Annotated in this window: 19 protein-coding genes; 14 read left to right on the top strand and 5 right to left on the bottom strand. The window is 60.8% G+C overall.

The genetic code is table 11. The features are described from left to right. The first annotated feature begins 45 nt into the window (after nt 1-45). The 6 genes from IEY60_RS28410 to IEY60_RS28385 all read left to right on the top strand — a co-directional run bounded on the left by IEY60_RS28410 (nt 46) and on the right by IEY60_RS28385 (nt 3747). Nucleotides 46-588, top strand: a complete 543-nt coding sequence (locus IEY60_RS28410) for a DUF4352 domain-containing protein (RefSeq protein ID WP_189033579.1) — start codon at nt 46-48, stop codon at nt 586-588. Nucleotides 589-779: 191 nt separating this feature from the next. Further along, complete coding sequence (locus tag IEY60_RS28405; protein WP_229740204.1) at nt 780-1115, top strand: SHOCT domain-containing protein; 336 nt, start codon at nt 780-782, stop codon at nt 1113-1115. A 223-nt stretch (nt 1116-1338) separates the two neighbouring features. Continuing rightward, nucleotides 1339-1689 carry a YbaB/EbfC family nucleoid-associated protein gene (locus IEY60_RS28400; protein WP_189033577.1) on the top strand — a complete coding sequence of 117 codons (351 nt, stop codon included), beginning with the start codon at nt 1339-1341 and terminating at the stop codon, nt 1687-1689. A 3-nt stretch (nt 1690-1692) separates the two neighbouring features. Further along, nucleotides 1693-1998 (top strand): hypothetical protein, encoded by a 306-nt coding sequence (locus IEY60_RS28395; RefSeq protein WP_189033576.1) that lies wholly within the window; start codon nt 1693-1695, stop codon nt 1996-1998. Nucleotides 1999-2030: 32 nt separating this feature from the next. Continuing rightward, a complete protein-coding gene (locus IEY60_RS28390; protein ID WP_189033575.1) occupies nt 2031-3215 on the top strand; it encodes a DUF6973 domain-containing protein in 1185 nt (394 codons plus the stop codon). A 7-nt stretch (nt 3216-3222) separates the two neighbouring features. Next, on the top strand, nt 3223-3747 hold the full coding sequence (locus tag IEY60_RS28385) for a hypothetical protein (RefSeq protein ID WP_189033574.1): 525 nt from the start codon (nt 3223-3225) through the stop codon (nt 3745-3747). A gap of 179 nt (nt 3748-3926) precedes the next feature. Here the strand turns inward: IEY60_RS28385 and IEY60_RS28380 are convergent, their stop codons facing one another. Both IEY60_RS28380 and IEY60_RS28375 read right to left on the bottom strand, forming a co-directional pair. Continuing rightward, complete coding sequence (locus tag IEY60_RS28380) at nt 3927-4400, bottom strand: NUDIX domain-containing protein (RefSeq protein ID WP_189033573.1); 474 nt, start codon at nt 4398-4400, stop codon at nt 3927-3929. Further along, a complete protein-coding gene (locus IEY60_RS28375) occupies nt 4384-5145 on the bottom strand; it encodes an XRE family transcriptional regulator (RefSeq protein WP_189033572.1) in 762 nt (253 codons plus the stop codon). Before IEY60_RS28375 ends, IEY60_RS28380 begins: the two co-directional genes overlap by 17 nt. 201 nt (nt 5146-5346) lie before the next feature. Here IEY60_RS28375 and IEY60_RS36605 point away from each other — a divergent pair, with 201 nt between their 5' ends. The 3 genes from IEY60_RS36605 to IEY60_RS28360 are packed head-to-tail and all read left to right on the top strand — an operon-like array spanning nt 5347 to nt 6403. Then, nucleotides 5347-5607: a helix-turn-helix domain-containing protein gene (locus IEY60_RS36605; protein ID WP_189033571.1), complete on the top strand. Its 261-nt coding sequence runs from the start codon at nt 5347-5349 to the stop codon at nt 5605-5607. Continuing rightward, nucleotides 5604-5936: a hypothetical protein gene (locus IEY60_RS28365; protein ID WP_189033570.1), complete on the top strand. Its 333-nt coding sequence runs from the start codon at nt 5604-5606 to the stop codon at nt 5934-5936. The genes IEY60_RS36605 and IEY60_RS28365 overlap by 4 nt, the downstream gene beginning before the upstream one ends. Then, on the top strand, nt 5933-6403 hold the full coding sequence (locus tag IEY60_RS28360; RefSeq protein ID WP_189033569.1) for a macro domain-containing protein: 471 nt from the start codon (nt 5933-5935) through the stop codon (nt 6401-6403). The genes IEY60_RS28365 and IEY60_RS28360 overlap by 4 nt, the downstream gene beginning before the upstream one ends. Nucleotides 6404-6471: 68 nt before the next feature. Here the strand turns inward: IEY60_RS28360 and IEY60_RS36015 are convergent, their stop codons facing one another. Next, nucleotides 6472-6933, bottom strand: coding sequence for a transposase (locus IEY60_RS36015; protein WP_229740203.1), 462 nt, complete (start codon nt 6931-6933; stop codon nt 6472-6474). A gap of 421 nt (nt 6934-7354) precedes the next feature. Here IEY60_RS36015 and IEY60_RS28350 point away from each other — a divergent pair, with 421 nt between their 5' ends. Genes IEY60_RS28350 through IEY60_RS28330 form a run of 5 tightly spaced genes read left to right on the top strand, consistent with a single transcriptional unit; the run spans nt 7355 to nt 9982 of the window. Continuing rightward, nucleotides 7355-7696, top strand: a complete 342-nt coding sequence (locus IEY60_RS28350; protein ID WP_189033568.1) for a WXG100 family type VII secretion target — start codon at nt 7355-7357, stop codon at nt 7694-7696. Nucleotides 7697-7716: 20 nt separating this feature from the next. After that, nucleotides 7717-7992: a WXG100 family type VII secretion target gene (locus tag IEY60_RS28345; protein ID WP_229740202.1), complete on the top strand. Its 276-nt coding sequence runs from the start codon at nt 7717-7719 to the stop codon at nt 7990-7992. Beyond that, complete coding sequence (locus IEY60_RS36010) at nt 7992-9257, top strand: polymorphic toxin type 33 domain-containing protein (protein ID WP_229740201.1); 1266 nt, start codon at nt 7992-7994, stop codon at nt 9255-9257. The genes IEY60_RS28345 and IEY60_RS36010 overlap by 1 nt, the downstream gene beginning before the upstream one ends. After that, nucleotides 9254-9652 carry a DUF4279 domain-containing protein gene (locus IEY60_RS36600; protein ID WP_189033566.1) on the top strand — a complete coding sequence of 133 codons (399 nt, stop codon included), beginning with the start codon at nt 9254-9256 and terminating at the stop codon, nt 9650-9652. Before IEY60_RS36010 ends, IEY60_RS36600 begins: the two co-directional genes overlap by 4 nt. Before the next feature lie 9 nt (nt 9653-9661). Next, nucleotides 9662-9982, top strand: coding sequence for a hypothetical protein (locus IEY60_RS28330; protein WP_189033565.1), 321 nt, complete (start codon nt 9662-9664; stop codon nt 9980-9982). Nucleotides 9983-10015: 33 nt separating this feature from the next. Here IEY60_RS28330 and IEY60_RS28325 read toward each other — a convergent pair whose 3' ends face one another. Then, nucleotides 10016-10684, bottom strand: a complete 669-nt coding sequence (locus tag IEY60_RS28325; protein WP_189033564.1) for a hypothetical protein — start codon at nt 10682-10684, stop codon at nt 10016-10018. Then, nucleotides 10659-12425, bottom strand: coding sequence for a M91 family zinc metallopeptidase (locus tag IEY60_RS28320; protein WP_189033563.1), 1767 nt, complete (start codon nt 12423-12425; stop codon nt 10659-10661). The genes IEY60_RS28325 and IEY60_RS28320 overlap by 26 nt, the downstream gene beginning before the upstream one ends. Between the last annotated feature and the right edge of the window lie 11 nt (nt 12426-12436).

The following is a 12436-nucleotide window of genomic DNA, read 5'->3' as shown; positions in this document are numbered from 1 at the left end:
CTACGGCCCCCTAAGTGCGCAAACGGAATGAAAGAACACTAGACGATGAACTACCCACCGCCGGGAAACCCGCCTCCATACGGCTACCCGAACTACCAGCCTCGTACTGGAGCGCCCGGCAAAAAGGGCGTGCCGAAATGGGTAGTCGTTCTCATTATCGTTGCGGTCGCGATAGTCGGTATCGGATCCATACTCGACTCCATAGGCGATCCCAAAGCGGCATCGGCAGGCTCAGCGGTCCGGGATGACGGGATCAAATTCGAAATCCAGAACTGGGAGCAGGGGGCTACCAAGACTCACGATGGAGTTTTCCCAGATACTGCCCAAGGTGAGTTCATAGTATTAAAGTTCACCGCCACCAACGTCTCGAATGAGCCTCAGGAGTACACGCTCGGAAACCAGCTCCTTATAGACAGTAAAGGCCGAGAGTTCGAACCTATTTCATCAGGACATACAAGCTTGAATCCCGGCTTCTCCGAAGATGAGTCGATAGCATTCGACGTCCCTAAGGGAACGGTGCCCAAAGCGATCGAGTTCAAGGGCGGATTCTTTGGTTCGGGGACCCGCGTCAAACTCGAGCCAAAATAGGGAAAGCCGCCATGCCCGTATGAGTTCTTCTTCAACTAGCGAAGGAAGGTCGATTTACAATGCCAGGCGGTCCGATCTCACATGGCCTCGGCTTCGGTCACGGAAGCTTGATCGAGTACCCAGATGGGAGTGTCGAGTACCGAGCGACTGGAAAGCTCCTGCCCGCGTTCAGAGTTCGCGTGCGAGACGTCGTGGGCTTCTCAGTACGCAAGGCAACTCGCGATGACAAGAAGCGACTCAAGGCGACTGCCCTCCAACAGGTACTTTCTGTGCAGGGATCCGGGACCACGCTTGCCGAAGTCGCGATCAACCACGGCACCGCCCAGAAGATCGAGGACTGGTTCCACGCACACCAAGACTTCGGCAGCGGCATGAGTTCACAGGCGCCCGCGGCGACACCTCAGACTATGCAGCCCACTGCAACAAGCTCGATCGCCGACGAACTGCTGAAGCTCGCACAGCTCAGAGATGCCGGCGTACTCACACCTGCGGAGTTCGAAGCGCAGAAGTCGAAGCTCCTCAGCTGAAGCGAGCGTTCACACGCTTGCCAGTCGACCGGCGCAGCTGGCGCCGCGGTGTCGACCGACACTGACGCCAGCTCACCGGCCAGATGACCTGCATGACCGGCTCCCGCCCCGCTGCCTCGGCTCGAAACGGGGCCGCCGGCGGTCTATCGACCATGCTGCATGCCATCGACTCTGCGGTACGCTGTCCGCCGAACGCGCGAGTCGGGTCCGAAAGGCGGGGGATGTGAAGCCCAGTTCAGATGAGATAGACGAGATCAACAGGCAGCTCGCCGACTTACGCGGGTCATCGCGAGCTGCAGATGGCAGCGTCATCATCGAGACCGATCCGACTGGCCGGATCACCTATCTATACATTGCGGATTACGCGATGGATAGAGGTCCCGATCAATTGTCGCGCAATATCGCGGACCGTCACCGAGCCGCAATGAATGATGTTGAGACCAAGGTCGTTGCTCTCTTCGAGTCGCTACCTAAGCCGTCCAACACCGCGCACACCTCCCCTGCAGCGCCATCGATCGCACCACTCGATGAAAATGGCGGGTTCTCCTACGTACCCTCGCATCTGAGGCGATAGTCAATGTCCCTGGATATCAACCCCGCCAGGTTGCGGGAGATGGCAAATGATGTTCGCCGCAATGCGGATGCCATTGAAGCAATCACTCCTATTGTTAGTGAACAGCGCGCAAATGCCCGCCGGTACATGGATAGCTCCGACCTGGCCGTAAAGCTGGAAGAGTCGCTAGAGGCTCTCGATCTGGTGACCAAATACCACGCGACGATGGTGCGCAACTTCTGCACGGATACCGACTATATTGCCACCGTACAGGAGGAGCTCGACAAAGCGATCGGGGCTGCTATCAGCGAGGCAGGGGGGCAACGGTAATGCCCGGCGTGACACCGCTTACCGTTCCCCAGGTGATCGAGTGGCAAATGACCCATCTGGAGCAGGCTGTCGTTCAGATGACGCAGTGCTCCACGATTCTGGAGTCAGAAGCAAATTCATTCGAGAACAAGGTGGCCCGCTCCGTCGACTACTACAAAGGCGAGGCCGGCGAGGCCGCTCGAACGCGCGCAAAAACCGACCAAGGACAAATTGTGGCGACGGCCGGTGTGCTGACCCAGATCACCACGAAAACCTCATCGCTCGTCGAGGATATCAAGACGAACATTTCAGCAATAAAGTCTGGAATCACCAGCGCGGAAGAGTCTCGCTGGGACCTTTTCGTACAAGACAACGGCACAGTCCGATCACGGAAATCGAATGCCGAGACGGCCAAGGACTACTGGCCTGCCGGCGTCCCAGCGATCGCCGCAAAGGAAATTGAGACCAATAGCCTCAGTAGCACGATAACCAATGCCCTCCAGGCAATAGAACGCGCAGACCGCGAGGGAGCCCAACAGGTAGCATCGTTTCTCGAGCAGCTCCCCAACTCGGTCAAGGAAGCGATGGCAAGGTCACTTGAGACAGGTGACCCAAAACTGGACGCCATCCTACGTGACTACCAGGTAGATAATACCGATTCCGGGTCCAGGTTGTGGCCGACAGGCGCGGAACTTGCCTTGATCCGCACAAAGTTTCCGGACTTCAACCCATCGATGATGACAGAAGAGGAGATCGCCGCAATGAACGATTTGCTAATTAGTGTCGATGGGCCTCGCGCGGTTTGGGACTACAAGAACATCACCGAGGATGCCGAGAAGACGGCCGAACAACTCTACCCCGATTCCCAATACGAGGGCCAAGGCGATGCGTTTAGACACGCCTACTGGAATGCTCTTATGACACAGAGATTCGGCGAGGAGTGGACCACGGAGATGACAACCGCCCACGAGAAGTCCGGCGGAAACATCGCGCAGCGCGAAGCAATGGATCTCTACAATAACTCGAGAGGCCGTGAGATCGGACTTGCGAATCCCGACGCCAGTCCGGCAGAGCTTCAGCAAATTATCCAAGCCGAGATCAACAACGGCTCACTGGTTGTCGTCGAAACCAAAGACTCCACTGGCGCCGAACACGCACCGAAGCTTGCGAACAGCAATATTGACCAGGGCCGAACCGGACAACTTCCCGGCGTCGGACTCCCACTACCCGGAAAGTAGTCGCATCGTGATCAGAAGCGCCATCGCAACTTCGGTAATCGTCACTGCCACGGCCGTATTGGGTACCGGTTGCGCGGCGATCGAATCGTCCGATAGCAGCGCTCAGAGCTCAACGTGCGCGACCAAGTTCCGCTTCGGAACCGCCGAGCCACTCGGTTTGATCAGCCGGTTCGCCGACCAGGCCAACTCTGCCGCCAGCACCGGTAGCACCACTACGATGCGAAGCATCGCCGCGAGTGCCGGATGGAAGGACGGCTGGGACCGCGTGGTCGAAGTGCCCCAGGGGATCACGATCGACGAGCTCAACCGACGGACCGGCGCAGATTCTGTTTGCTGGAACAACGTACCGGAAGGGTCGAGTTCCGACGCACCACAGAAGGGCTACTACTTGTTCCTCGACGGAACTCAGCCAGTTCAATCAACGTCGTGGTCCGGCAAGCATGATCGAGCGTTCGACTTCACCGGGACCGACCAAATCCTCGCGGACACACCACTGATCGGTACCGGGCAGGGCACCCTTCGGCCCGCCTGACCTTCACGGTCCCGTCCTCGGACGGACAATTCGGGGTTCTGCCCTCGGGCTCGGAGTCGTCCTCGACAATGTGCGCCCGGCCCCGACCCAGGTGAGCGCTGTACACGCGGCCACCCGAGGAATGAACCGACGGGTTGCTGCGCACCGCCATATCTGACCGTCGACAGGACCCGATGATTTCATCCGAGGTAGGGAGCTGCTCTGCCGTCCTCGAAATGGGCGACCCGCAACCGAACAGTTGGGTGTACCGGGAGATCTGCCAGCTCGTCGACACCTACAAACCGCACCTCAGTCGACTCGCTACTCACCGAGACCTCGCCACCCACAACCCGGCCGAGGTAAGTAACGGCGAACTCCTGCCGTACCTCACCGTCCCCATACTCGATGACGTGGTCCGGATCGGTGTAGATACCCAACAGCCCCGTGATCTCGATGTCGAGCCCGGTCTCTTCCTTCGTCTCGCGCACCGCGCACTGTTCGAGAGTTTCCCCGATCTCCATGACGCCACCCGGCAGTGACCAGTTGCCCGAATCGCCCCTGCGCTGCATCAGGATTCGGCTCGCACTGTCCGTGACCAGAACCGAAGCACCTGGAACCAGACTGTTGGCCTTCGGAGCATTCGGATCCCTGTAGTAGTCACGCCGTGAGCTCATGTGAGAGTCCTTGCTCGTAAGGGGTCACCGAGCCCCAGATCTGTTCGAATTGCTCGGCGAACGAGGAGAAGATCCCGTGCGGGGATAGCTTCCGCAGGTGGAGCGCCGGGTGCTGATATCCGCGCGCCCGGAGGAGGTACGGCGTAACGATCATATTGCCGTCGAACCGGAACACCGAGTTGTAGAGGTGGCTCGTATGCAGTCCGACGTCGCAGCCTGGCGTGCCGGTCAGCGGTCCCAACATGCTGAGAGCGTTGCGAATTCGGCCGGCCAGCGTTCCGTTCATCTGCTCCAACGCATCACGCTCAGCCACATGAGGACAGTTCGGGTCCGCGAACGCCAACCGGACGCGAGTTCCATTGCGGCACCTCTCCGCGAGGATGTCCGCCGCGTCGGGCAGCAGCTCCAATACGAATGGATACGCATATCCGGCGATGTCGATCTGCTCGCTTGCCCCGAGGAGGAGCGAGGTCCACAGGTCATTGGGAATGTCTGCCCGATGCGCGTAAGCACCCAGCACCTCGGCTGTCGCCGTCCCTCCCGCTGCAAGATCAGGGCGCGTCTGCGGCCACAGCAGATCTTCGGCCTCACCCAGCACCCGCGCGACCACCGCCCGTGTTCGCCGATGCGGGACGCGACCCGCCAGCCACCGATTGACGGTCTTCACGTCGACGCCGACAGCCTCAGCCAACGCAACCGAATCCAGTCGCGCACGAAGCATCGCCGTTTCCAAGCGGTGGGACATACTCAAACCATACGGCCCATTTACGGGACATACCAGCACCTTTGAAATGTCCGCTGAAGTGTCCCGAACGTAGTTCAGTTGCCCGTCTCGGATCAATACCTTCAGATCACCGTGCATGACCAGCAGCCAAGGGGGCAACGTGATCTACGGACGAACCGATCTCGCCTATTCAAGAACACGCCTGGCCGGCGGGGGCCGTCGATGACCGCAATACTCGACCAAGCATGCGTCCTCCGCATCCTGCAATCCGGCGGACAACTCACCGACCGCCAGATCGCCGCAGATACCGGGATCTCCATCAGGCGAACAAGACGCGCACTGCGAACGCTCCACCACACCGGATTCCTCCGGCAACCACCGCACCGGCAGGCGTGGGAACTATCGATGTCCGGCCACGCCTACACGAAGACTCCCTCCGGCCAGGCCATGCTCGATGTGCCTCGATCGGTGATCGCGGGATGAAACCCATCGCCATCGGCTACCTCCGCTCCGACCTGTCCGGCGCGGCACAGAACTGGGATGAGATCCGCATACGATCGCTGGCGAAGCGGTATGGCTACGACCTTGCCAAGACCATCGTGTTCACCGCTCGAACGGCCGACCCCGTCACCGGACTCATCACCATCGTCCGGCGAATCAACGCCGAAGCGGTCCTCGCACCCCATCGGCGGCATCTCGGCGTCGAGATTCCACTCGCACTGGTCGGCACCTGCGACGTGATCACAGTCGACGACGAAAGCACCTATGCAAGGTCGTATTTCGCCGTTCATGACCGTATGTTCGCTCCATGATCCGCGAGAAATCCGGCGACCTCCTCGCCTCCGATGCCGAAGCACTGGTCAACGCAGTCAACACTGTCGGCGTGATGGGCAAGGGGATCGCGCTGCAGTTCAAGCAGACCTATCCAGACATGTTCCGGGAGTATGCAAAAGCCTCGCGGGCCGGAGACCTCCACATCGGCCGAATGTTCGTGTGGCAGACCGGCTCGACGACCGGGCCGCGGCTCGTGATCAACTACCCGACGAAGCGCCACTGGCGCTCGGCCAGTCGGCTGGAGGATGTGACCGCCGGACTTCCGGCCCTCATCGAGACGATCGAGCAGTACAAGATTCGGTCCATAGCGATCCCCGCACTCGGCTGCGGCTACGGCGGCCTTGAGTGGGAAGACGTCGGCCCGCCGATCCGCGAGGCACTGGACCAGTTGGCCCAAGCGGTCGAGATTTGGCTATATCCACCAGCTCCGAGGGTTTCTACGTGACCATGTCCTTAGAGCCCCTATCGGTTCGGTTGCTGAGTGGTCGCTACCAGGAAGTGCTGCACCGAGATTCAGGAATGGGTAGTGGATGTCGATGCGGTGTTCCCATCGGACGGCCAGGCGCGGTACTGGTGGAGTAGGGCGAAGGCTTGCTCCACGATCCACCGGCCGGCGGTGACCTTGTCCCGGGTTCCCCGGCGAGGGGTGTAGCCGGTGACCCCTCGTTGCTGCAGCTCGGTGTACGCGCTGGGGTAGTCGTAGCCCCTGTCGGTGATCAGATTCTTGATCCGGCGTCGGGGTGGCCCCGGTCGTCCGCGCAAGGGGCGCAGGTCATCGAGCACGGGCGCGAGCATCCGGTGGTCGTTGACGTTGGCTGCGGAGAGCTCGACGACGAACGGGAATCCGTTGCCGCAGGTCAGTAAGTGATGTTTGGAGCCGGTCCTGCCACGGTCTACCAGGCTCGGTCCGGTGGCGGCGCCCCTTTTGGCCCGCACATGCGAGCCGTCGATCATGACCCGGTCGAACTCGATCAACCCGGCAGCGTCTGCTGCGGTCCAGGGACCGCTGGTGCATCTGTTCGAACACCGCAGCAGCCTGTCAGTCTCGCAACCTGCGCCAACATGTCATCCCGGAACCGAATCCAAGTTCCTGAGGCAGGCCCCCACCCGATCCCGGTGAACAGCACGAACAAGATCCCCTGGAACACCAGCCTCGGGTCGTACTGGGCAGGGCCCGGTGTTCCCGCCGGTTTCACCGCCAGTAGCGGCTTGATAACCGCTCACAACTCATCGTCCAACGACCCACCGTGCTGCCACGACGAAACATCCAGCATGACAACACAGTCTCACTGCCAACCGGCCGAAGCGTTAAGAGCTCGTAGGCGCCGCCGCCTGCAGTGCACGGTGACGCAACCCACATAGTGACAAACCATTCCCTCCCGTAGCCTCCCTGGCTATGAGCACTCCTGGGGGGAGCGGCGGAGCGTCGCTATCTGTTGTACCCACTGAGGTCCAAGCCGTCGGCCGCTATGTCTACGGCATCGCCGAAGCACTACGTACCGCCCTCGCTTCAGCCAACACTGAGGTCGACACCCTGTTGGCTGGCGGCTGGAGCGGTGACCTGGCCACCTTGTTCGGCACCGGCTGGACCGAAACCCACGACGGCGGCACCACCATCATCACCGCGCTCACCGACATGGCCAGCAAACTCGGCATCACCGCCGAGAACTATCAACAGCAAGACACCAACCTCGCATACTCACTGAACATGTCCGGCCTCGACCTCTCGGGCCTGTGATGTCGGAATTCTCGGTCAACATGGACGAACTCGACCAGATCGTGGCCCGAATCGCCGGTCTCGCCGGCTACGTCGCCGACCACCTCGACGACATCGACGATCAGGTCGCGACCCTCAAAGGCAGCAGCTGGGAAGGCATCGCCGCCGACGCCTACCAGATAGCCCACACCCAATGGGCAACCGGTGCAAGAGAATTCGCCGACGGCCTGCGCGATATGAGCACTGCCGCCAAATCAGCCCATACCCGCTATGGCAATGCCGCCGACATCAACAAGAAGATGCTGGGAAGCGCCTAGTGACGTGGACCATCGACACCGGCATGTACTACGACGCCGGCAACAAATGCCACGCCCTGGCCAACGACCTCAGCCTTGCCCTCGGTCCACTCAACGCGGCCCTACAAAACCAGTGCGGCGGCATGGCGGGAAACCACGAATCGTGCAATAACTGGATCACCACCTACGACAACCACGCCAAGGAAATCGTCACTCTTGCCGCAACATTGGCGAACGCGCTACTTCGCTATGGCGATGTCTTGCAAGCGAATGGCTACAACTGGTGGCACTCCAACCGCACCACAGCCAGCGGTTCAGCACCCACCAAACCCACTGAGTCCGAACCGCTCTACGACTCCGGTATGGCCTTGCCGGTCAGCTCGCGAGGCGACAATGGTCCCGGGTTGGACGAAGGCGTAGTAGTCGGACTCCTGGAGCGAGTCGGACGAATCCCTAACGGTGACAAAGACAAACTCGGCATCGCCCGCGACGCGTGGAAAACCTTCGCCGAACACGCCACAGTCACCGGAGCCGCGACCCGAATCAGCGGGATCAAAGCAAAATTCGATGGCAGCACCGACCCCAACATCATCGCCATCGAAGAAAAGCTCGCCACCCTTGAACAGGCGGCGAAACTACTCGCCGATGCCGCCAAGGGCATTGTTACGCCGCTGACCGAACACAATGAGGCGCTCTCGACCATGCGCGAGGACATCGGCAAACAAGTCGCTGCCGCCGCTGTCGAGATCGGCGCAGCCATCGTGTTGACCGCGGTGGTCGTCGGCGTCGCAGCCTTCCTGACCGCAGGCGTCGGCGCCGCGGCCGCCGGTGCGGGCGGGACCGCGGTCACCATCGAGATTGTGGAATCCACGGCGGTGATCATCAAGAACACCGTCACCGTGAGCCGCATGGTCACCGCCGTCGGCGCGGTCATCGCCATCGGAGTGGCCGGCGGCGGGTTCACCGCCATCCCCGATCTCACCCAAGCTGGACTGAGTGCGGCGGTGGGTGCGATCGCGGGCATGGCGGTATACATCGCGGCCGAGGCAGCCGACGACGAGCCGGTCTGGGACAGCACGGAGGAACGGACACGGAACCCCGCGCAGGATAAAATCCTGACCGACAAGGATATTAGGGAACTAAAATCCCGCGGTCACGACCCACATGACGTAAAGCCGGATCCGCCGTCGCGGTACGATCTATACAAGGATGGAAAGGGAAACGTGTACATTAAGCCAAAAGGCGGAAAGGGCCCCGGCGACCCGACGGGGATCAGATTGCAATGACAGTTGAGGAGCTTGTCGAAGTATCCGTTTCTCTACGATTGACCGGCGCTTTCGACCCGGATGAGGTGACTGCGTCGCTAGGTCTTACGCCGTCCGATCAATGGCGGTCCGGGCAGCAGGGAGCCGCGCCTAAACTGCGTAGGAGTTCTGATGGTTGGGTTCTTCGGCTAGTGACCGGCGCCGGACAGGTTGGTGGGCAGATAGACCGGGCTGTCGGACAACTTGCACAGGCTAGCGGGCAGTTGCGGGGCGTTCTCTCAGACCCGGAAATATCCGGCTGTCTGACCGTTGCGGTGGATGCCCCGCCGGGTCGTTGGCCTGAAATCACCTTGTCGGCTGCGACGCTCGCATTTCTAGCACCTACTGGACTTTCGCTCGATATTGATGTCATCTAGGAGTAGTCAATGATCGATGAGCATGACAACAAAACTCCGGTGATCCGTACTGAAGTAGTCGGAACTGGCGAAAATGATGCCGATGAGACCCATTTACATCGGATCGACATGAACTGGAGCCTGGAGTACGCGGTCGCCGCGTTCCTCGACGAATTGAGTGCCGCCAGGTCGGTGACGACGCCCCGCGAAACTGGCGGCGAAATTCTGGTGGAGGCCACGTTAGCAGGCAGAAGCTTTCCTTCGATGTACTTCGATCATCGGCTCCTGAACCGCCTTGCCTCAACCGGAATGCCGCTGCGGATCAAAACCGCGCCGCGCACAACAACATAGCCATCTTGCGAAATTGAGACCAGGAAGGCAGGATCACTCGACAGCCACCGGGTCCGTACAGAAGCGGTACTGCTGTGCATCCCACCCATGGGCCACAAACTCGACACCCTTCGCCGTGTCGAGTTTCAGGGGGGGCGGGTACGGGTCCGGCACGACCCCGAGACAGAAGACGACGCCCTCCGGGTGGGACGGTAATGCGGGTGGACCGTCATCGAAGCCGCCCCCGAAAGGGTGGTAGGGCTTGAACGGACGAGGCACCCGGATGGTTCGCGATTCTGTGGTACCCGGGCGGATGCGCAGCGCACCAACGGACGGCGTAACGGCCAATTCCTCGACTTCGTCAGGCCAGACGAAGAGACGCTCTGCGATTTCGATGTGGTCACCTGCCGGGACAACATAGGCGTTACCCTCAGGCTTTACATCTTTGTGCGAGACCAGTATCGGGACAAGCAATTCAGTGGTACTTCGGTTTTCCACACTCCAGTCAACCGTAACGTCCGCAGGGGTGATTGTCACATCGGCGTCGAACGTAACCCCGGCTGGAATCGTGGCACCACCGGCTAGCTGATCGACGGTATTCGCCCCTGCGCCACAGGCGACGAGCAGCAATGCGCAGATGGCAAGTAGCGAACAGGCCCGCTCGCTGGTACCGAATCTTCTTGCCGCCGGTCGCGAATCAGTAGTGTTCACGATGTGGTGCACCCATCTCCGCGCGCAACCCGTTCTCGGTCAGCTCGATACGATGGTCGGGGTCGATTATCTCCGGGGTTTCCGGATTGCGATCATGGTCGACCGGTAGACCGGCGGCAACGCGTTCTCCTTGCCTGATCCCGTGATTGGTCGGGTCGTCACCGGTGTACTTGGTGGCATCGAAGTTGCCGGTCATATAGTCGTAGACGTGGGCCATCTCGTGATAGAGGACCACCGCGGGAGGGCCGTCGTTGATGGAATCCATTCGTGGCGAGTATTCGATCTCATTGCCACCGAAGGCACCGTCGCGCGCCTTGCTGTTGTCGCTGGTCGGATACTCGGTGATGGTGAGGTTTTCCTTACCGATGCCGAGAAAACCCGAGTCGTCATGTGCGCGCTGCATCTCGGCCAGCATCTGCTGTCCGGCCGGCGAGGACCGCAGCATGTCCAGATCAGCCTCGGTCCTGGCCACGAACTCCGGTGATCCTTCGATCTTGATGAACCGGGCATCGTTGGAGATCTGCACCGTCACGGTGTGCTCGGTATCTCTATCCGAACGGTCGCCGGTCTCATTGTGCGCTGTGTCCGCACCAGTGCCGCCGTAGGTTGCGTCCGAGCCCGCTCCGGCATAGGACGTATCGTTTCCGGCTCCGCCATACATGACGTCATTGTCGCGTCCACCCGACATGATGTCATTGCCCGCACCCGCGGCGATCGTATCGTCGCCGGTTGCGCCCTCGAGGTAGTCCTGACCCGCCCCGCCGAGAAGACGGTCGTTGCCACCGAGCCCGTACACCGTGTCGTTGCCCCCGCCGCCGCTGAGCAGGTCGTCATCGCCCTGTCCGTCGACGTAATCGCGCCCACCACCCGCGAGGACCGAGTCCCGGCCGCCGCCGGTTTCGATCTCGTCGTCTCCTTGACCACCGAGAACACGGTCGGTTCCAACTCCGGTCTTGATCACGTCGTCGTCCTTGCCGCCCAGAACCGTGAGGTTCACCTTGGTTCCCTCGGGAACGTTGACGTGGTCTGCTCCCTCACCTGTGCGGACAACGATCTCCTGGCCCTCGGGTACGGCATACGACGTCCCGTTGACAGTGACCCGCCTTCCGCCAGTCAACGGATCATCGCTGATAGTGACCACGTCGTCGCCCGAGCCGGTGTTGAAATATGTCTTGTGGCCAACCGTGATGACTCCGTCGCTGTCGACATCCGGGGGTAGCGTGAACGGGTTACCGCCATCCTGGGTGATCGACGCGAACGCTGCACTGATCGCCTGCCAATCCCTGGTGGCGTCGGCCAGGGTCTGTTTGTGGCTGCCCAAACTGCTGTCGAGAGCAGTACGGATCTCCGCGGCACGGATGCCGGCGGCGTTGACCAGCTCGGTCTCGGCGTCGTCTCGGGGCTCGAACCTGACCGCACCCGAGGGGCTGCCCGAATGTGAAATATGCGAGACAGTGTCCCAAGATTGGTCGAGTTGATCCTGTGCTGAGCGTACGTTCGCGGCGATAAGGATAACTGCCGAGGCTACTCTCGCGGCAATGCCCTGAGCGGTATCCAACTCGGTCACCACTTGGTTGCGGTGTGTGTAGTAAGACTCGGCGGTCTCACCGTCCCACTCGGCGACGAGGTTCTTGGATTCGGCGAGCAGCTGATCAGCGGTCGACTCGAGTCGGTTGGCAAACGTTGCCCACTGCCGGGCCGCGTCGTCGAGCGATGCGGCGTCGTGCCACAACTTCCATTGCCCCTCTGCCATTCGAATCCCTC

This window comes from Nocardia rhizosphaerihabitans, assembly GCF_014646295.1.
Lineage (GTDB): Bacteria > Actinomycetota > Actinomycetes > Mycobacteriales > Mycobacteriaceae > Nocardia > Nocardia rhizosphaerihabitans.
This window is presented reverse-complemented; position numbering and strand designations above follow the sequence as displayed.